The following is an 18,148-nucleotide window of genomic DNA, read 5'->3' on the forward strand; positions in this document are numbered from 1 at the left end:
CCGATCAAGCTCGGCGCGCCCGCCGATCAAGCTCGGCGCGCCCGGCCGACCCCCTCCACCACCTTGCAGGTGGTCCCCCTCCCCCTACGGGTGAGGAGATGGAGCGGCGCAGGGTCGGGGGCGCCAGGTCGAGGTCGTGGCGGATGCGGACGATGCAGCTTTCGACGGCTGCGTGGACGGCCTCGGGGTCGGCGTCGTCGGCCTCCAGCAGGACATCCAGGTCTTCCAGCGCCTCGTCGGCCTCGGCGCGTTCGTATTCATACCAGTCTCCGCGTTCGGGTGACGGCCGGGCCTCCGGGGTCTGGGCGGGCGTCACCGCCGGTCGGGGAGCTGCGGGCTCGCGGGCCGCGCGGTCTGCCGCCTGGGCCAGCCGGAATTCCAGCGCGATGGTCTGGCGCACGGCGCGCGAGACACGGTGATAGGCCAAGCCCACCTGGACCTGCGCGGCCGGATCCGCGGCGGCTTCCCTGGCCGCGCTCAACCCGCGCACCATGACCATCCCGGCCTCGGCCATCTCCGCCAGCACCCGTTCGTGCCGCTCGCGCATGTCGCTTCCGGTGGACATGCGAGGATCAAAACACAGCAATGCGTCAGAAGCGGTCGCAGCGGTGAGGCGGGGTGGGCTTTTTATGGCTGGGGGCCCGCCGGATGACCCGCCGCCGCCGCCGCCAAGTCCGGCTGAGCCGCCTCGCCCGCGAACAGACGTTCCGAACTTCGCAGGTGGGTGGGTAGGCGACATTGCGCGGCGGCGCTTGGTTCTGTCATGCTTGCGGCCATGTTGGAGGCTCAGACGCGGACGGACACGGACACCATCGGCCTTGCCGGTGATGGCGACGACGTGGACCTGATCCGGGCCATCGAGGGCTCCTTCGATGTCCAATTCGGCAACGATCCGGCCAAGTGGTTCACGGTGGGTGACATCTACGACGCGCTGCTCACGCGCATCCCCATGTCGTCCACCGCCGGGCTGTGTGCGACCTCGATGGCGTTCTACCGCATTCGGGCTGCGCTGAGGTGCACCGCCGGAGTTCGAGGTCGTGTGACGCCGGCGACCAAGCTGGCGGGGCTCACTCCATTGCCGCCGAAGCTGCTGTTCGCGAAGCTCTCTCAGGAAATGGGCGTGAGGACGTTGCCGAACACTTTGTCCTGGTGGGGCGGTGTCGGAGTCGTTGCACTGCTCTCCGGTGTTGTTGGCGCATTCTTCGTGCTCCAGGCCCACGCCATTTGGCCCGTGCTGCTTTTGATACCAGTAGGCATCGCTATGATCTCAACCGACGTTGGCGGGTATCACTCGACAACCGTCGGCGACCTCGCGCGCACGGTCGCTATTCGCAACTTCAGGCAGTTCGCCTCCGATGGCGCTGACAGTCGCCCGGAGACGTTGTGGCGCGCGCTGTGTGTGCTCATCGCTGACGAAATCCAATTCGACGCTGATCAGATCAGCGCAACCACGCGCCTAATCGCGTAGCGCGGACCAATTGCGGCAATGTCCGCGATGGGTCGCAGTCGGGATTTGGCGCCAAGCCGAGAAGCGGACCTTGGCCCGAGCGCTCCGAGAAGCGGACCTTGGCCGACATCGGCGCGGGGTGGAGGCTGCGCCGCGCCGAGCCCGGAGCGGCTGGGCGTTCTGAGTGGAAGCCCCTAGCTTCGCTGACAGCTCCCCCTTCGGGGAGGCAATTCCGGCGATCAGCCGCCGAAGGCGGTCTTCAGGCGGTCCATGTGGGAGAGCACGGGGTTGGACGGCTCGGCCGTGCGGCTTTCCAGGTACATGCGCTTGTCCAGATGGCGGACGCGCTCGTAGAGGCGCTCGGCGCGGTCGGCCAGGCCGGTGAGGCCGCGGGGCAGTTCGCTGCGGGCCGCCTCGGCCTCGGCGCGGGACACGTCCTCGGCGTTCAGGCGGTAGCGGTCCTCGCAGGCGGCGGCGGGCGCCATGTCGCCCTCGCGGACCGCGCGCTGGACCAGCAGCCACGAGGCCACCTGCATCAGGCGGGTGGTGAGCCGCATGCTCTCGGCCGCATAGGCCAGGGCCGCGTTGCGCGAGAGCAGCTTGGACTCCTGGCGGCCTTCGCCGTCCAGGTAGCTGGCGGTCTCTTCCACCAGCTCCATGCCTTCCTGGAACGTCCGCTCGAACAGCTCGGAACGGGCGAAGTCCTGGATGACGTCGTCGCGCCAGTCGGGGCTCTGGGTATCCTGCATCGGGCGCACTCTAACTCGTTTAGGGTTTCCACGCGCTGAACGAAACGTCGCGGCGCGACGTCTTCGTGCAACCGCCGTGCCAGCCGGATCAGTTCGCGCGCGGTGAGAAAAGGGCGTCCGCCGCGGCCCGGCCCGATCGCTTCTTGTCGATCTGGGCCCTCACCCGCCGGGCCTCCGCCTCCAGGACTTCCAGGCGTTCCTCGAGCTCCGAGACGCCATAGAGATCAAGGTCTTCGCGGACGGCCTCCAGCAGGCGCTGGCCGCGGCCGATCCGGACGTCGACAGGTTCATCCATCCTCGAACCCTCCTTTGCGTCCCCCGACGGGACCGCTATCTGAACGCCCAAGGCCGATTTGCGCAAGTTTCAGGACATTTCATGACCAGCCCGCTCGAAGCCGAGACCATGACCGTGATCGCCATCGAGGGCGGCAAGGGGCCGGCCTCCGCGCTGAAGCCCGTGCGGGCGCCGATCCCGGAGCCGGGCCCCGGCGAGATCCTGATCAAGGTGCGCGCGGCGGGCGTCAACCGGCCCGATATCGTCCAGCGTCTGGGCGCCTATCCGCCGCCGCCGGGCGCGCCGCAGACCCTGGGGCTGGAGGTCTCGGGCGAGGTGGCCAAGGCCGCCGGTCGTTGGAAGGTGGGCGACCGGGTCTGCGCTCTGCTGGGCGGCGGCGGCTATGCCGAGTACGCGGCGGTCGACGCCCGCCACGCCCTTCCGATCCCGGCGGGCCTCGGGTTCGAAGAGGCGGCCGGCCTGCCCGAGACGGTCTTCACCGTCTTCGCCAACGTCTTCGAGCACGGCGGGCTGAAGGCCGGCGAGACGCTGATGATCCACGGAGCCACCTCCGGCATCGGCGTGACCGCCATCCAGATGGCCAAGGCCGCCGGCGCCAAGGTGATCGCCACCGGGCGCGGCGCCGACAAGGCGAAGACCGCCCTCGCCCTCGGGGCGGACGTGGCCGTGGATGTGACCGCCGAGGACTTCGCCGAGGTCGCCAAGCGTGAGGGCGGCGTCGACGTCGTGCTGGACATGGTGGCCGGCGACTACGTCCCGAAGAACCTGGACGCGCTGAAGACCGGCGGCCGGATCGTCTTCATCGCGGCGCTCGGCGGCGCGCAGCTCAACCTTCCGGTCTTCGCCATCATGATGAAGCGCGCGGTGATCACGGGCTCGACGCTGCGGCCGCGCAGCGCGGACGAAAAGGCCCGGCTGGCCGCCGAGATCGAGCGGGTGGTCTGGCCCTGGATCGCGGCGGGCAAGGTGAAGCCGCAGATCGACGCCACCTTCCCGCTGGAAGAGGCTGCCGCCGCCCACGCCCACCTGGAGGCCGGCGCGCATGTGGGCAAGGTCATCCTGCTCCCGAGCTGAGCCGCCGGGCGCTTTGTGTCCATACCGAAAAATCTAAACCGTTGACCTGCCGTCCGGCCGCTCCCACCGTTTGGGGGCGGACGTTGAGAGGCGCACCAGAATGGCCTCCGTCGCCCGAATGGGAGGACGAATTCCATGGCCGTTGCGCCTTCGGCGGGCGAGGCCCCGCCGCTGCGATTCCATACCAAGGTGCTTTATGCGGTGGGCGGCACCGCGACCTACCTCAAGCTTCGCGCGCTCTCGACCTTCCTGGTCATCTTCTACAATCAGGTCGTGGGACTGCCCCCGCAGCTGGTGGGCTCGATTCTGGCTGTGGCGCTCGTCTTCGACGCGGTGCTCGACCCGATCATCGGGCAGATCTCGGACAACGTGCGGTCGCGCTGGGGCCGGCGGCACCCGTTCATGCTGGCCGCCGCCCTTCCCTATGCGCTGGCGTTCTACCTGCTCTGGAACCCGCCCGCGGACTGGGGACATGGCGCGCTGGCCGCCTACCTGGCCGTCTGCCTGTTCGCCGTCCGCTTCTTCGACACTTTCTTCGAGCTGCCGCACCAGGCGCTCGCGCCCGAACTGGTCAAGGGCTACGACGCGCGAACCAACCTCCTGGCGATGCGCCATTTCTTCATGGTGCTTGGAGGCCTCGGCATGACGGTCCTGGCCTATCAGGTGTTCCTCAAGGAGCAGCCTGACGGCAGTGGCGGCGTGCTCGCGCGCGAGGGCTACGTCGCCTACTCCATCACCGGCGCGCTGATCATCTTCGGCACAATCGTTCTTTCCACGCTCGGCACGGCCAGCCGCATCCCGCACCTGACCCAGGCGCCCGTCCGCAAAGTCACGCTCAAGGCCATGGTGCTGGAGATGGCGCAGACGCTGAACAACCGGGCGTTCATTTCCGCGGCCCTGGCGATGATGTTCATCGCGGTGGCCGTTGGGGCGCGGAACGGGCTGGAGATCTATTTCGGCCTCTATTTCTGGGAGCTACGGCAGTTGTGAAAGTGCAAAAGGCGATGACCCTCCGGGGGCCGATTGCACGCCAGGAGGACAACAGCCGATGAGCCCGGCTCAACAGCCAGCGAGCCTGGATCGCAAAACGCAACAGGCAATGCGTCTAGTTTCGGATGTGCGGGAGGACTGGCTTTCCACAGCCCCGACGCCGCGAGCTCTGAGCGCGACGCGCGGGACGCTACGTGTGCCGTTCGACGGTGCGCCGGTTGGGTTCGAGTCGAGCTTCGAGCGTGACTTTCTCGTCTCGTGCAGAATCGAACCCCGCATTCGCAAGGTGCGGGCGCAGCAATTGCAGATCCGCTATCTCGATCACGCGCGCATGACAGAGCGCCGGTACACCCCCGACTTCGTGGTTGATCTGCAAGCCTCGGCCGACGTGCCATTCACGCGGGTTGTCGTTGAAGTGAAACGGCTGGAAGATCTGTGGCGCTCGAGACGGGACATGCGAGCGGCTTATGCGGCCGCGAGGGTCTGGGCATGGAAGCAGCCGGCGACGATCTTCAAAGTGGTCACCGACCTCCAAATGAACTCCGGCTGGCTCACGAACGCGCAGCTACTGTCACCCTACTTGGACCGCCCCCACGACGCCGATCTGATCGAACTGATCAGGACGAAAATGCGGTCGCTAGAGTCGGCGCGGATTCGAGAGCTTGTCGCATCCGTCACCGGGAGAGGGTTCAGCTCGCACAGGACCTTGGCAGCGATATATCGCATGATGGCCCTCGGGGAGCTTCAGTGTGATCGCGGACTGCCAATCTCATCGATGACGTGGGTGACCTTTGCCTCCGGCAGGAGGTGACTATCTCAGGCGGCCCCAAGATACCTGGCGTGCGGTCGAGCCGTTCGGCGCGGGGGTAGCCGTCGGTGGCTAGGGAACTCCCGGCCGCAGCTACCTATTGGACTTCGGCACATAGCCGGGAGACAAGCCGATGAGTTGCGCGACCTTCTCGTGAGCGAAGAAGTCGCCTTTGCGGATGGCCTCACGACCGATTTCGGCGTCCTCGGCGGCGGTGAGATGTGTTCCGCTCCGGCCTTGGCCGTACGGCGCATGGGACCTCGTGCTCGTGGATACTCTAGTGCCGGTCGGCCGATCGGGCCCTAGTCGCCATCGGGCTGTTCCAATGGTCGGCGGGTTATGCCGTTGCCGTCGAGCAGCGAGACGTCGACTTCCAGCGCGCCCTCCGGGATGAGGACCAGGCCCTGCGTCGCTTCGATCGCCTCGCGCGTCGCAAGTTGTGCGGAAACGACGTAGTTGCCGTGTGTCTGGCTCCACTTCTTAAACGGATAAACCTTCACGCGCTTCGTCATCTGCCCTCGCGGAATTCATGCTAGCCCGGCCGAGCCGCAGCGTCATTGGCTGACCTTTTCGAGGCTCACCGCCCGGTCGATGGCGACGTCGGGATTCTTGTAGCAGTAATTCCAACGCTCTTGCGATGCGGAGCTTGTCGGCCAGCTTGGTCAGATACCAGACGCCGAGCGCGCCTTCGCTGTCAGGTCCGTCGGAGGGCGCGACCTCGGACACCAGATCATCCCCTGCCCCATTCTTCGAAACGGCGTACATCTGCCGCCCTTCGAAATCCCGAGACGGGTCCGCGACCGATGTCCCGTAATTGGCTTGGCTGTCGTAGATGGCGCCGTCGAGAAAACAGGCATCGCCGCCTGGCTGCTTTTCGGCGTTCAGTGTCGTCATCGTATCGAAGCGAGCGCCCTGGCGGGTCCGCGCCGCGTCGCGAACTGGGGCGCGCCTCGATCGGAGGCCATGTGCAAGCTGCAGCCGAGCTTGCCCGTCGGGCGCGGAGTCGCTCCGCTAACCGCATAGCCGGAGGTGATGCAGACTGCGGCCTCATGTTCACACAGGATCCACCGGCGTCGGCATAGGATGCGCACGCTCGATGATGCTTGCTGCCACAAAGCAGCGGTCCTCTCGGAATCGGCGGGCAAGCAGCTGAACGCCGCTCGGAATTCCACTCACCAGGCCGGTTGGAACTGAGAGGCCTGGAACTCCAAGGAGAGGTGTTACCAGTTGGGGCGACTGCTCGCGGAGGACCTCTCGCATCCCCTCCGGGCCGACCTGGTCATGCTCCCACTCGAAAGGCGCGACCCATGAATTTGGCAGTAGGACCAGAGGGTAGTGTTGGAAGAAGAGGTCCCATTCGGCGCATATCGCGTTCCGTCTCGCTATGGCGGTGGCGAATCCGTGACGATCCAGTACGGGGGTGATCTTGTCTACGGAGTCCATCATGCGATTGAGACGCCTGTCCCCACCCACGTCTCGGCTCGCACCAGCCGGCTGGCGATCCTCATTTATGGCAAGCTCGTACCAAAGATTCGCCGCCTCTTCGAAATGCGGGAGATCGACCTCATCGACCATATAGCCGGCGTCTCGCAGAGCCTTGGCGGCACGATCCAGACTAGCTCCAACTGAGGCGTCGGGCCGATAGGTCTTGCCCCCGGCATATAGGGCTACGCGTGTCGGCCTGCCCGCGCCGGGGAACTCAAGGGGCGCTGGCGTCCACCAAGGGTCACCGGGGTCGTCCGCCGCGAGCGCCGCGAACCCGAGCTTGATGTCGGCGACGGTCCGTCCAAGAACACCCTCCACGAGGAATAGCGACTGGGCCAGGGATTTGCCTGTCGAGGTCCGCGCCGGCACACGCCCCATGGAGGGCCGGATAGAGGTGACGCCGCAGGCGTACGCAGGATACCGCACGGAACCCGCGATGTCGTTGCCATGCGCCAGCGCCCCCATCCCCGACGCAACTGCGCTCGAGGCGCCTCCGCTGGAACCGCCGGGCGTGATGGCGCGGCTCCATGGATTGAACGTGCGACCGTACAGGTCGTTCTCTGTGAACCAGCGCGACGAGAACGTCGGAACGTTTGTCCGTCCAATGATTACGGCACCCGCGCGCCGGAGGTTCCGAACCGGGGAACTGTCTTCTAGTGCGATGTTGTCCTTGAGCGCGATTGCGCCATCGGTCGTCGCATGGCCCTTGTAGTCCACGTTGATCTTGGTTGTGACCGGCACCCCGTGCAGCAGGCCAAGCGGTTCGCCGTTGCGAACTGCACGGTCCGCATTGTCAGCGGCGGCGAGCGCCTCCTCGTCCAGATGCTCGACGATTGCGTTCAATCGACCATTGACCGACGCCACCCGCTGCAACGCACTCGCGGTCGCCTCGCGGCTCGTGATTTTCCGGGCCCGTATTGCCTCGGCAAGATCTGTCGCACTCCATTTCCACAGAGGCATAGCCGATCCCTTTATCGACGCATCGGCTGAGCCCGGGATTGAGCCGGCCGCCGCAGCAGCACCAAGTAAAATTTGTCGCCGGTTCATGACTTAGAAGTCCCGACGCACTTCGATTCCGACCTGACGCGGCATGCCCCAGCTTGCATACCGTGCGCCGAAGTTGGATGAGGCGTTCATCGCGGCGTAGTATTCCTGCCCGGTCAGGTTTGTACCGAAGACTCGGACGCTATAGTTCTCGTCGGGCGATCGCCAAGTCACAGAGGCATTCACTATGGTGTACGGGCCCTGCGAGTCCTCGCGAGCATTGAACTCGCGGAAGTAGACTCGGGTACGATAACTCACGTCGACGCGAAGGGTGAGAGGCCCATCGAACAGGACCGGGTCCGTTTCGTAAGACGCGCCGAGGTTCGTCGAAAAGCGTGGCGCGTTGTTCAGGTAGTTGCCATCAACTGACTGGACACCGGCAGGCAGGTTCACGGAATCAGTATTGACGAATTCATTGAACCGGGCATCGAGAAATGAGGCGTTGCCGTTCAGCGTCAGCCCACGGAGAGGCCGCCAGAGGGCCTCGACCTCGATACCCTTGACCTCGGCCTTAGCGGCGTTCGCGATGAAGGACGCCAACCCGATGGTCTGCGACAGCTGCAGGTCTGTGTAATCGTAGTAGAACGCCGTGACGTTTAGCATGGCGGAGCCGCCAGCAAGTCGGTTCTTCCACCCAAACTCGTAGGATGTCAGCTTCTCAGGATTATACGCCTGGTCGCAGCCGCCACCGCTAAACCCACCGGCCTTAAATCCTTTAGAATAGGTCGCATAAAGGTTGCTATCGTCCGACACGTCGTATTGCACGCCCAGTCGCGGAGTCGTCGAGTCGAACTTCGTGGAGGCGGTGACTGAGCATAGGCTCTCCAGCGCGGTTGGCCCCCACGAGTAACTATTCCTCTGGACTAAGGTGATGTCGTCTCGGGAGAACCGGATGCCTCCGAGTATCCGCAAGCGGTCCGAGACACGCGCCGTGATGTCGGTAAAAACGGCCAAGGTCTTCGCAGTTGAGGGGCGCGCCTCAAACGTCAGCTGGCTCCCCGGGACCGGCAAGCCGTTAATGCCTAACGGGAAAACATAGCCATAGAAGGAGCTATTAGTGTCGCGCATGTAGAAGGCGCCGACCACGCCTTCGACATGCCCAATGGTCGCAGACGCGTTGAGTTCCTGGGAGAACGTTCGCGCCCGCGACCGTCCTTCCGCTGGGAAGGCGTCGATATCTAGCGAGTCCTCATCGTTCAGGACGTGATCCTTTAGCACCGAATAGGCGGTAATCGATTTCAACTGGGCGGCGCCAAGATCCCACGTCAACGTGGCCGTCGCCTGGCCGAAATCCCTGTCCGTGTTGACCGGCCCGTTCGCGGCCGTCTCGCGCGGGCCGGTCGGTACGAGCACGCCCGCGAGGAAAGGGTTCTCCGCGACAGATGCGGCGGAGGGAGCGCTGGTGAGTGTATAGTACCCGGTCGGGCCCGATGCGGTGTGCCCAGTAAGGCTGAGATCGGCCTTGAACGTGTCGGTGATTTGCGCGGCAAGACGCAGACGCCCCGACGTCGCTCGACCCCTTTCGAGATCCGGGTTCCCAGGGACGACATTCTTGACGAAACCCTCGCCACGATTCCAGTGATCCACGACTAGGCGAGCCTGAAAACGATCTGAAAGCGGTAGATTGATCAACCCTTGAAGCCGGCTCTCGTCAAAGGATGCATAGCTGCCGAGCAGGTATCCTTCGCGCTCACTTGTCGGAGCTTGTGTGATGAAATTGACCACGCCGCCGTTCGCGTTTCGGCCGTAAAGCGTACCCTGAGGGCCGCGAAGCACCTCCACGCGGGCGAGGTCGATCTGGGTCAAATCGCCCATCGACGGACGCGGCTGGTAGACCCCGTCAACGTGGATGGCGACACCCGGGGAGCCGACGTTGAGCCCCACGCCGCGGATCGCGATCGCTGTATCGCCCAGCATCTTGCCTGACTGCATACTGGGCACCAGGAACTGCAGGTCGTTAGCCTTCGTGATCCCTCGCTCGTCGAGGCTCTCCCCTGTAAGCGCGGAGATCGCGGCCGGCACGTCTTGGAGGCTTTCAGCGCGCTTCTGAGCTGTGACGACAACCTCTTCGATCGCCGTGTCGTCCGGCAGACCGCCTCCGAGGCTTGCACTCTGCGCGTGCGCCGCTTGCGACGCCGCGGCCATGGCCACGGCTGCAGCCGTGCCAAGCGCCAGGTTGCGAGAATGCCTCTTCATAGTTTGCCCCCTCTTTGCCGCTGCGCTGCTGCCGCACACACGGCTTCGCTTACGCTGCAGCTAATTGCCGCGCGAAAGTTAGACGGATGTCCAAATTCTCGCAACCCCATCGTCGGCTGCGACACTTCGCCCTTCCCCTCACTTTCCGGCCGGCTTTAAATCCGGCCTTTGACAGGGTCACCGAAGATCGTGTTGCGCTCGCTCACGGGCCGACGTGGTGATGCGGTCTCCGCCTGCGGTCAGCCGCCCTGCCGCCGGAAAGTCACTGGAGACGAGTCTTCTCGTCTATCCGCAGATTCTCTGCTTCTACTCTATCAGAATACTGTCTCATGGACCGTGGATATGGAAATTCGAGGGTGCCACATGGTCGAGCGTAGAATTACTAAGACGCGATACACGAGCGGCCGCGCCACGATCTCCAATATCATCCGTGCAGCTGAGCGGGTACTTGCCGAGCAAGATCACGCCGCTCTCAGCTTGCGCAGGGTTGCTCAAGAGTGTGGCCTGCCGATCGGCAACGTCTCGTACTATTTTCCTGCCAAGCAGCAATTGATCAAGGCGATGCTCGATTCCATCGTTGCCGATTTGGCGGCCCCGATGGACGAGCTCGAACGATGGGCAGCCGACTATCCGAACGATGGGCTCGTTAAATATCTGAGCGGTTGGATGAAGTTCAACGAAGAGAGCCGCGTCGCGCGCATCTACGTAGAAATTTGGTCAATGGCGAACAACGACTCGGAAGTCAGGGCCCACCTTGACCAATACTATGCTCATGGTGAAGCGCGCGTGCGCCGGATGCTAGCCCGCCTCAATCCCGAGCTCAGCGACGAGGCGATGGATACCTTGTCAATATTTGCAATTTCGATCATGGAGGGCCTCATGCTCTTCGGCAACAATGGCCACAGACATGCTAGACATATGCCGATTTTAGCGGCGTACGCCATGGATGCAGTTCTCCATCATGCTCGGTCGCCTGATAGTGCGTCGCTTCGATCGCTCGTAGACCAATACCAGCAGGCGACAGCCGTCCCCATCGTTTAAAGGGGGGCGTAGAGCAGCACGTCCACTTGGTGAGGCGGAGATCTACTCCACAGAAGGGCAGCTTTAACTGCCGGGCGTGGGCCCGGTCTGCGCGCTGAGCTTCGCCGCCGCCATCGACGGTCCGGCACGCTTCCGGCGTCCCGCGACGTGGCCGCTTACTTCGGGCTGACATCCAGACGCTGGCAGTCCGGCTCCTCCATCGACGTCCAGGGGCGGATATGGGGAATGCCTAGCGCACAGGTGGTGGCCCAGCAAGCATCGCCCCGGTGACAGCGAGTCCGGGGTCCAACAACACTTTAATTCTATTGCTGTAACTGGCGGTGTGATCGGAGAACGGCGCTCGGCTGACCGGCCTGGGCGCGAACCCGGTTGTCCAGTTCATAGGGTCAGCCCTTGCAGCGCAGAAGCGACTACGAATCCAAGATAGCCCATCCCGGGCCAGGCGCTCCGCTCGACATCCGCTTCCTCGATGAGGAAAGGACAAGGGAGGCAGAACGGCGATGCAAGATCATCGAGGATCTGGAAGCTGGGGGCCGCTTCGACGGCGCTACTGTGCGCGCGGCGGCTGACGAGTTCGGCGCCTCGAAGTCGCAGTTCAACCGCTATCGCCGCAAATACCGCGAACTCAAGACTCTCACATGCCTACTCCCTCAAGGCAGCAACGGCGGCCGTGGCGCCGTTCGCCTTCACCCGGAGGTGGAGGCGCTAATCGTCGAGGTTCGGGAGGAGTTCGATCGGGACAAGCCCAATGCGCCAGACAACCACGCCTTCGCGGAAATCCGCAGGCGCGCTCGCGCGCGAAACCTACCCGAGCCAGCGCACAACACGCTCCGAAGCCGCTTCATTGGTGTGCCGATCCGCCAACGCAAGGAGCGCAAGTACGGTAAGAAAATTGCCCGGGAGCACCACAACGCCCTGGTGGGTGCTACGCCAAAGACCGACTTTCCGCTGCAACGCATTCAGATCGACCACACTCTCGTCGATGTGGTTTGCACGGGCGTCCACGACCGCAGCCACATCGGCCGACCCTGGATCACCGTCGCCCTCGATGAACACACGCGGGCCGTACTGGCCTTCGTGCTTTCCTGGGAATACCCGAACGCGGCAACGGTCGCCCTTCTGATCACGCGGATCATGACGCCCAAGGAGGAATGGCTGAAGCGCCTGGGCTCATCCGCGAGCTGGCCTATGCACGGCAAGCCCGAAGCGATCTATGTCGACAACGCGAACGAGTTCAGCTCCGAAGCCGTCATCTTCGGCTGTCGGGAGTGGCAAATCCCCAAGCCTGAGACCCGCCCGCCCGGCATGCCGCATTTCGGAGGGATGATCGAACGCTTCATCGGGACCGCCATGGGTGAGATGAAGCTGCTCAAAGGTTCGACCGCCCACGCGCGTGGGTTCGGCAAGGAGCGAACGCGCAATCCTAACGAGACCGCCGAGATGAGCTTGCCCGAGCTCGAGCTCTGGATGATTGAGGCAATTTGCGAGCAATATCATCGCAAGAAACATAGCGGTAACGACGGCCAGCGCCCCGACTATGCGTGGGCAAGGGGCATCTACGGCACCGAAAGGCGCCCTGGCCGCGGCGAGCCAGAGAAAATCGCAGACAAGCTGAAGCTCTTCCTCGATTTTGCGCCGATCGAATATCGGACCGTCCAGCGGTATGGCGTCCTTTGGGACGTGCCGTACTGGGGCGACGTCCTACAGCCGTACCTCGACGCCGGGGACAAGCGCCGCTTTGTGATCCGTCGCAACCCCTATGACCTCACGCGCGCCTGGTTCCGGAGACCGGAGGACGGCCTCTACTACGAGCTTCGCACCAACGAGATCACGACCGAAAACGTGGCGCTTTGGGAGTGGCAGCAGGAGCGGCGCAAACGCCGAGCGGCTGGCGACTCCACTGACGTCGCCTCGATCGACGCGTCGGTTCAGCGCCAGCGCGACCTCGAAAAAGATGCCCGCAACAAGACTGCCGCCCACCGGCGCCGATTGAATGCGGAGCGGCGGGCAAAGGGTGCCGAGGTGACGCGCGAGATTCTCGGCGACGTAACTTCGAGGCCCCACGCACCCGCGCCACCAGCCAAGCCCTACAACCGCGACATCTTCTTCATGGTGGATGATGAAACCCTCATTTGACGGCCGCAAGCTGACGGCGGGGGCTCGAGCGGCCCTGGAGGCGGACGACACCGCTCGGCTTCGTCAAATCCGGCGCAAGCCCTTCATCCTCCACGCTACCGCCGCCACCATCCATACACTGTGCGACGAGGCCCTGGAGGACTACCCAACGGAGGGGGACACCCATCTGCTGGTGGTGGGCGATAGCGGAATGGGTAAGAGCAAGATCCTGAAGCGGTTCGCAGCAATTCACGGCTGTCCGGAGGACGGTAAGCTGACCGCTGCTAATGTCCCCGTACTCTACATCAGTTGTTCGATCACGGCCTCGGCCAAGGGCTTCCTGGGCCGCATCTTCGAGCGGACGAACGCACCGTACAGCGCCAGCGCGAGCGCCGAGGTGCTCTATCCTCTGGCTTTGCGATTGCTCCGGAGGATCGGCGTCAAGCTGCTGATTGTGGACGAGGTGCATCACGTCCTTGCAGGCCCCAAGGATCGCCAGCTCGAAATGCTGAGCGTGCTCAAGCTGCTCGGCAATGACCTGGGCATTACAATCGTCGCCTCGGGAATCGACACTGCGCTTCGCGCCGTCCAGCTCGATCCTCAGATGGCCCGCCGTTTCGACCCGATTGCGTTGAACCACTGGCAATTCGCTGATGCGACGGCCGGCTTCCTGAACAGCATCGAAGCCACCTTGCCCCTGCAGCACGCTTCCGATCTGTCCGAAGAGCCGCTCATGCGTTGGATTCTCGCGGAGAGCGAGGGCCTGACCGGTGACATCGTCCGGATCGCGCGCCGCGCCGCGGTCACCGCCATCAAGACCAAGGAGGAACGCATCACGCTGAAGACCCTCAAGTCCCTTGGGTGGATCCGTCCCTCCCGTCGCCTCGCCGAATCCCAGGCTGCGCTGAAGGCGGGCCGCCAGGTGTTGGGTTGAGCCAATTCCAGCTCTGGCCGATCAGACCGCGTCCTCAGCCGGACGAACTGCTCTCTTCGTGGCTGCGCCGGATCGCGCTCGCGCACACGCCCAAGGTTCATAGCTTCTGCCACGCCGTATGGCCTGGCCTGCAGATTTGGAACCGCGACATCGACGCGTCGGCGCCGGCCGTCCTCGCAACGGTGATGGCGGAACGTACAGGTATTGCGGCGGCGGACGTCGAAGTCACGACGCTGCGGCCGTTCACGGGCGTCCTATTCGAGGATCTTCGGGGGCGAACAGCACACACCGACTGGATCCTGCCGGTCGGCATCTATCACCGCACGCGCCGGCGTCCCGGTCTGCAGTGGTGTCCCATGTGCCTCAGCGCCGACGAGGAGCCCTACTATCGCCGCCGCTGGCGCCTTGCGCTGGCCAGCACCTGTCCGCGCCATGGTGTGGTCCTGGCTGATCGCTGCCATGACTGCCGGCGACCGGCATCGCCGCATCGTGGCCAGGATCCGCTCTGTGACGTCTGCCAAGCAGATCGCCGCGAATGCCCGGTCGAGCCTGCGGATTCACAGGCGCTACAGTTCGAGCACCGCCTCGCTGAACTCTTGTCGGCCGATGCCCGGGCCTGGACCCAACTTGAGGCGCTGCACCCCTTGTCGTTCTTCGGGGTAGTACGACAGGTCATGACCGTTGTTGGGGCGGGTGAGCGGTCCCAGGGCCTTCGAGATGAGATCGCCCGGCACTGGGGGGGCGACCCGGCGCCGCCCTCCGAGAAACAGCTGGAGTTCATGGTGACGGCCGACCGTCACCGCATCTCGGCTCTCTCCGCCCGCCTCATGCGTGGCTGGCCCTGGCTTTTCGTGGCTCACTGCGCCGATGCCGGTGTGTGGAAATCCTGGGCGTTCGGTGAGCGGCGCTACGGCCGCTCGCCATTCGCATACGCAGACCCCGTGATCCGGTTTCTCACCGCAGCCTAAGCCGGCAGTGCGAGTGACCAACGCGGAGGTGCGGCTCGTGCGGGTGCGCCGCACCTCCGAAGGCTCAGAGGAGAATTCGCTCGCTACCGAAGTTGGCTTCCGGCTTGGGAACTTGCCCTCCGTCCATCATCATGTGGGGCGCGTTCAGGTCCATCTGCAGGACGGCCGCAGCGGGCTTCAGGCTTGCTAGTCGTATTGCTTGTGCCAGCACCAGAGCGCCAGTAGCCGCACCGACGAACGGCACCGACACAGAGGCGTCGGCAAGGGGCACCACGCCGCACGCACCCGATGTTTGAGCAAGCGCCTCATAGGGCTCGGTGGCGAGATTTTTGGCCCGACGATCATCCGCGACGGGCTTGGTCCAAAGGCCGTCCAGGTTCGCGCCGGCGGGGATGACTCGGACCTGGAGACCCTCGAAGTCGACAGGACCGTGTCCAATGCCGGCGTCGATCATGTAGGGGAAGCCGGCGCCGGCGACGGCGCGGCGGGCAGGCAGACTGTCCAATCCCGCGATCAGCATCTGGGGGTCACTGTCCTGCACCTGCACGTCGCCGAAGTTCCTGCGCTCGACGATATCAACATCCCATCCCAGCGCTTCCAGCCAGCGCTCTCCGATGCGCGCCTTCTTCCACCCGATGTCCTTGCTCGTGACCAGCAAGCTCGTGGGCTCGTTCTCCGGCCCGATCCGCTGGTTGTCCTGCAAGATCACCCTACGAGGCCCCTTGAACGGCAGGAATCCCAGATTCCAGATGAAGGCTTGGCCTAGATGCCCAAGGCCGAGAATCCAGAAGGAATTCGGCACGTCGAAGGCTGCGGGACCTTGTAGGGGGGCGTCGACACTCCAGGGCGCCCAAAGGGAGATCGTCAACGGCTCAAGGCGGTATCCTTGCTTACCGCGGATGTTTGCGAACACATCGCGCACCGCGAGCGCGCCTGCGAAGACACCGGCGAGCGCAAGTCGACCGTCCCCAGTAGTATGGTCGCCTTCCGGACGCAGACCCGACAGCCAACCATCCCACCAGCAACTCACGCCCCAGGCCTCAAGCTCCGGGCCGCGCCCGACGTAGATCGCGTGCGTGGTGTCGTCCGGCGGTGCAGTGACCGTTGTGGCGCCTAGATAGGCTGCGGCCCCAAGCAGCGTACGGCCCATGAGCTGCGGCACGAGGAGATCGGCGTCCTCTCCGAGGACCAGGTTCACGCGGCCGAAGCACTTGAAGGCAGTCGCCAGCACGGTCAGCGTCGCCGCTTGGCCGGCCGCTGTACGGCTCTGGTCCCCCGCGACGACAACGCAGATGCTGACTGCGTCAAGCCGAGCCTCCGCCTCGGGGAACGAGGACACCAAGCTGGCGTCGGTGAGCGCCTTGGTGATGCGCGAGCGGCGAATGTGGTCGGTCATGACGTCTTCTCCAGTTTCACGAACTTCGACCCAGCCGCGGAGTGATCGGTCCAGGCGCCGTCGCCGTGGTACTCGTAGATGCCGATGTTCCCTGGAGCCGGAGCGCCCCGCGCGAAGTTCGGCAGGATCATTGCGATGTGACCCGCACGCGGCATGACGGGGTTGGCCCGGTCCGAGGGACTTTGGCCGTAACCTGCCGGATGAACATGCACGTCAGCGACAACGCCGTAGCCGCGAGAACGGCAGTGCTCCCACAGGCGCGGCAGCGCGACTTGGCGGATCGTCACCTCACCAGTGGCCAGTGCCAGCGGATCGATGTCGTCGTAAAAGACGAACTCCTGGATGCGTTTTGCCCCGTTGGGAAGCTCGACCCCGAGCAGGTAGGCGCCGCTTTCGCGCCGCCCACCCAGGGTGCGCCGAGCGAGCTCCCCCACGCCTACCCGCCAGACGGCGGTATCACACAGCAGCCGTGGCCGACTGCCGATCAGCCAACCAAGCAGCGTGTTCAGAAACGAGCGCATAGAGGTGCTCCATGATGAAGGTTATGTGCCGGTCGCGCCGCCAAGCCTGATCCGGCCGGCTAACGGCCCAGTTGTTGTGATTAGCGGCGCCACGCTGCCAGCCGCGGTAGATTCCGCCGTAACCCGTCCCGGACTCATTCCAGTCCTTCAGAGCGTCCACGACACCTGGCGTACTCTCGGTCGGTGCCGGTGGCCTGACCCCGCGGGCGTGATCCCACAGCTGCACGTAAGGTCCCTGTGCGGGAAAATCGTCGCACAGGAGCTGAAACTCCATGCTGGTTTTGAACGCGCCGTCCGCATCAGACCCGGTGACCCGCACCTCAATGTGGGGAAATTGGTTTCGGAGGACCGCCCAGCGGCCCTCCTCCACCCCGGCCTGAAACAGGACGGACTCCAGCTGGGCGGCGAGCGTTTGCTCGGCCGCCGAGGGCTCAGAACACTCCATTGGTGAAGTCCCGCAGCGTCAGATCGAGCACCAGCGTGTCTTGCCCTTGCGGGGAGTACTTGCCGATGACGTCGTCCTTGGGCAGGGGGTTCTCCGCACCCGGCAGGATCAGGTTGGCGCGGGCCGCGGCCTGGGGCTCCAGTTTGAACCCCTGTTTGCCGACCGCCCACTGCAGCACCTTGAAGACCGTCTTCGCCGGCCCGAACACCTTCTCCTTCGTCAAGTGTTCGTAGCGCACCTGGACGGTGATCTTCTTGTTGCGATGCGCCACCAGGCGAACCGCCTTGCGGCCGGCGAGCGCGGCCATCGCTTCGTCCGCGTCGCGTTCAAACAGCTCGTAGTCGTCATCCAGGCCCAGGGCGGCACGGACGCCTTCGCGGTTCGCCTGGTCTTCTGTGACCGCCAAGTTCACGACCTGGCCACGGTCTTCGACCTGCACTTCGATCTGCAGGGTGGCCGCCGACTTCGCGCCGGCGCTGGGGTTTTCGGTGTCTTTCAGCGTTCCCATCAGGGTCTCCAGGGCGCGCGAACCGACACGGACCGTCGGCGGGCGGCATTGACGAAAGGTCGAATTGGACTACAACAGCCAAATCGGTCCGATTTCGTACAGTGCATAATCGGACCTAAACCTCAGATCAAG

General features: G+C 64.4%; 19 protein-coding genes and 1 pseudogene. 9 read left to right on the top strand and 11 right to left on the bottom strand.

The features are described 5' to 3' along the window. Nucleotides 1–4: 4 nt before the first annotated feature. Nucleotides 5–565: a hypothetical protein gene (locus A2790_RS20480; protein WP_293395758.1), complete on the bottom strand. Its 561-nt coding sequence runs from the start codon at nucleotides 563–565 to the stop codon at nucleotides 5–7. A 198-nt stretch (nucleotides 566–763) separates the two neighbouring features. Between A2790_RS20480 and A2790_RS20485 the strand changes: the two genes are divergently transcribed. Next, nucleotides 764–1,468: a hypothetical protein gene (locus A2790_RS20485; RefSeq protein WP_293395761.1), complete on the top strand. Its 705-nt coding sequence runs from the start codon at nucleotides 764–766 to the stop codon at nucleotides 1,466–1,468. A gap of 218 nt (nucleotides 1,469–1,686) precedes the next feature. On the opposite strand, the gene A2790_RS20490 is transcribed toward A2790_RS20485, so the two are convergent. Further along, nucleotides 1,687–2,196, bottom strand: coding sequence for a DUF1465 family protein (locus A2790_RS20490; protein WP_293395764.1), 510 nt, complete (start codon nucleotides 2,194–2,196; stop codon nucleotides 1,687–1,689). Nucleotides 2,197–2,284: 88 nt separating this feature from the next. Next, nucleotides 2,285–2,491, bottom strand: a complete 207-nt coding sequence (locus tag A2790_RS20495) for a DUF1192 family protein (RefSeq protein WP_293395767.1) — start codon at nucleotides 2,489–2,491, stop codon at nucleotides 2,285–2,287. Nucleotides 2,492–2,572: 81 nt separating this feature from the next. Between A2790_RS20495 and A2790_RS20500 the strand changes: the two genes are divergently transcribed. The 3 genes from A2790_RS20500 (at nucleotide 2,573) to A2790_RS20510 (ending at nucleotide 5,366) form a co-directional block, all read left to right on the top strand. Then, the gene (locus A2790_RS20500) at nucleotides 2,573–3,565 is read left to right on the top strand and encodes an NAD(P)H-quinone oxidoreductase (protein ID WP_293395770.1); all 993 of its coding nucleotides are present in this window, start codon (nucleotides 2,573–2,575) and stop codon (nucleotides 3,563–3,565) included. 135 nt (nucleotides 3,566–3,700) lie between these two features. After that, a complete protein-coding gene (locus tag A2790_RS20505; protein ID WP_293395773.1) occupies nucleotides 3,701–4,555 on the top strand; it encodes an MFS transporter in 855 nt (284 codons plus the stop codon). Nucleotides 4,556–4,613: 58 nt separating this feature from the next. After that, the gene (locus A2790_RS20510; RefSeq protein WP_293355794.1) at nucleotides 4,614–5,366 is read left to right on the top strand and encodes a TnsA endonuclease N-terminal domain-containing protein; all 753 of its coding nucleotides are present in this window, start codon (nucleotides 4,614–4,616) and stop codon (nucleotides 5,364–5,366) included. 299 nt (nucleotides 5,367–5,665) lie between these two features. On the opposite strand, the gene A2790_RS20515 is transcribed toward A2790_RS20510, so the two are convergent. The 4 genes from A2790_RS20515 to A2790_RS20530 form a co-directional block, all read right to left on the bottom strand. Then, complete coding sequence (locus tag A2790_RS20515; RefSeq protein ID WP_293355797.1) at nucleotides 5,666–5,875, bottom strand: hypothetical protein; 210 nt, start codon at nucleotides 5,873–5,875, stop codon at nucleotides 5,666–5,668. Continuing rightward, a complete protein-coding gene (locus A2790_RS20520; protein ID WP_293355800.1) occupies nucleotides 5,844–6,257 on the bottom strand; it encodes a hypothetical protein in 414 nt (137 codons plus the stop codon). The genes A2790_RS20515 and A2790_RS20520 overlap by 32 nt, the downstream gene beginning before the upstream one ends. Nucleotides 6,258–6,416: 159 nt before the next feature. Further along, nucleotides 6,417–7,808: an amidase gene (locus A2790_RS20525; RefSeq protein WP_293395778.1), complete on the bottom strand. Its 1,392-nt coding sequence runs from the start codon at nucleotides 7,806–7,808 to the stop codon at nucleotides 6,417–6,419. 90 nt (nucleotides 7,809–7,898) lie between these two features. After that, nucleotides 7,899–10,088, bottom strand: coding sequence for a TonB-dependent receptor (locus A2790_RS20530; RefSeq protein ID WP_293395781.1), 2,190 nt, complete (start codon nucleotides 10,086–10,088; stop codon nucleotides 7,899–7,901). Between the two features lie 363 nt (nucleotides 10,089–10,451). Between A2790_RS20530 and A2790_RS20535 the strand changes: the two genes are divergently transcribed. The 5 genes and pseudogenes from A2790_RS20535 (at nucleotide 10,452) to A2790_RS20555 (ending at nucleotide 15,146) form a co-directional block, all read left to right on the top strand. Then, complete coding sequence (locus A2790_RS20535; protein ID WP_293395784.1) at nucleotides 10,452–11,129, top strand: TetR family transcriptional regulator; 678 nt, start codon at nucleotides 10,452–10,454, stop codon at nucleotides 11,127–11,129. A 36-nt stretch (nucleotides 11,130–11,165) separates the two neighbouring features. Next, nucleotides 11,166–11,348: pseudogene (locus A2790_RS20540) on the top strand (transposase); the annotation flags it as partial. A 174-nt stretch (nucleotides 11,349–11,522) separates the two neighbouring features. Next, the gene (locus A2790_RS20545; protein WP_293355288.1) at nucleotides 11,523–13,265 is read left to right on the top strand and encodes a Mu transposase C-terminal domain-containing protein; all 1,743 of its coding nucleotides are present in this window, start codon (nucleotides 11,523–11,525) and stop codon (nucleotides 13,263–13,265) included. Then, nucleotides 13,246–14,178, top strand: coding sequence for a TniB family NTP-binding protein (locus A2790_RS20550; RefSeq protein ID WP_293395788.1), 933 nt, complete (start codon nucleotides 13,246–13,248; stop codon nucleotides 14,176–14,178). The genes A2790_RS20545 and A2790_RS20550 overlap by 20 nt, the downstream gene beginning before the upstream one ends. Beyond that, nucleotides 14,175–15,146 carry a TniQ family protein gene (locus A2790_RS20555; RefSeq protein WP_293355294.1) on the top strand — a complete coding sequence of 324 codons (972 nt, stop codon included), beginning with the start codon at nucleotides 14,175–14,177 and terminating at the stop codon, nucleotides 15,144–15,146. Before A2790_RS20550 ends, A2790_RS20555 begins: the two co-directional genes overlap by 4 nt. A gap of 64 nt (nucleotides 15,147–15,210) precedes the next feature. Here the strand turns inward: A2790_RS20555 and A2790_RS20560 are convergent, their stop codons facing one another. Genes A2790_RS20560 through A2790_RS20575 form a run of 4 tightly spaced genes read right to left on the bottom strand, consistent with a single transcriptional unit; the run spans nucleotide 15,211 to nucleotide 18,016 of the window. After that, nucleotides 15,211–16,542 carry a hypothetical protein gene (locus A2790_RS20560; protein WP_293355297.1) on the bottom strand — a complete coding sequence of 444 codons (1,332 nt, stop codon included), beginning with the start codon at nucleotides 16,540–16,542 and terminating at the stop codon, nucleotides 15,211–15,213. Further along, complete coding sequence (locus A2790_RS20565; RefSeq protein ID WP_293355300.1) at nucleotides 16,539–17,063, bottom strand: hypothetical protein; 525 nt, start codon at nucleotides 17,061–17,063, stop codon at nucleotides 16,539–16,541. The genes A2790_RS20560 and A2790_RS20565 overlap by 4 nt, the downstream gene beginning before the upstream one ends. After that, entirely contained in the window at nucleotides 16,999–17,508 is a 510-nt protein-coding gene (locus A2790_RS20570) for a hypothetical protein (RefSeq protein WP_293355303.1), read from the bottom strand. The genes A2790_RS20565 and A2790_RS20570 overlap by 65 nt, the downstream gene beginning before the upstream one ends. Beyond that, entirely contained in the window at nucleotides 17,495–18,016 is a 522-nt protein-coding gene (locus A2790_RS20575) for a hypothetical protein (protein WP_293355306.1), read from the bottom strand. The genes A2790_RS20570 and A2790_RS20575 overlap by 14 nt, the downstream gene beginning before the upstream one ends. Between the last annotated feature and the right edge of the window lie 132 nt (nucleotides 18,017–18,148).

This window comes from Phenylobacterium sp. RIFCSPHIGHO2_01_FULL_69_31, assembly GCF_001824475.1.
Classification (GTDB): Bacteria; Pseudomonadota; Alphaproteobacteria; order Caulobacterales; family Caulobacteraceae; genus Phenylobacterium.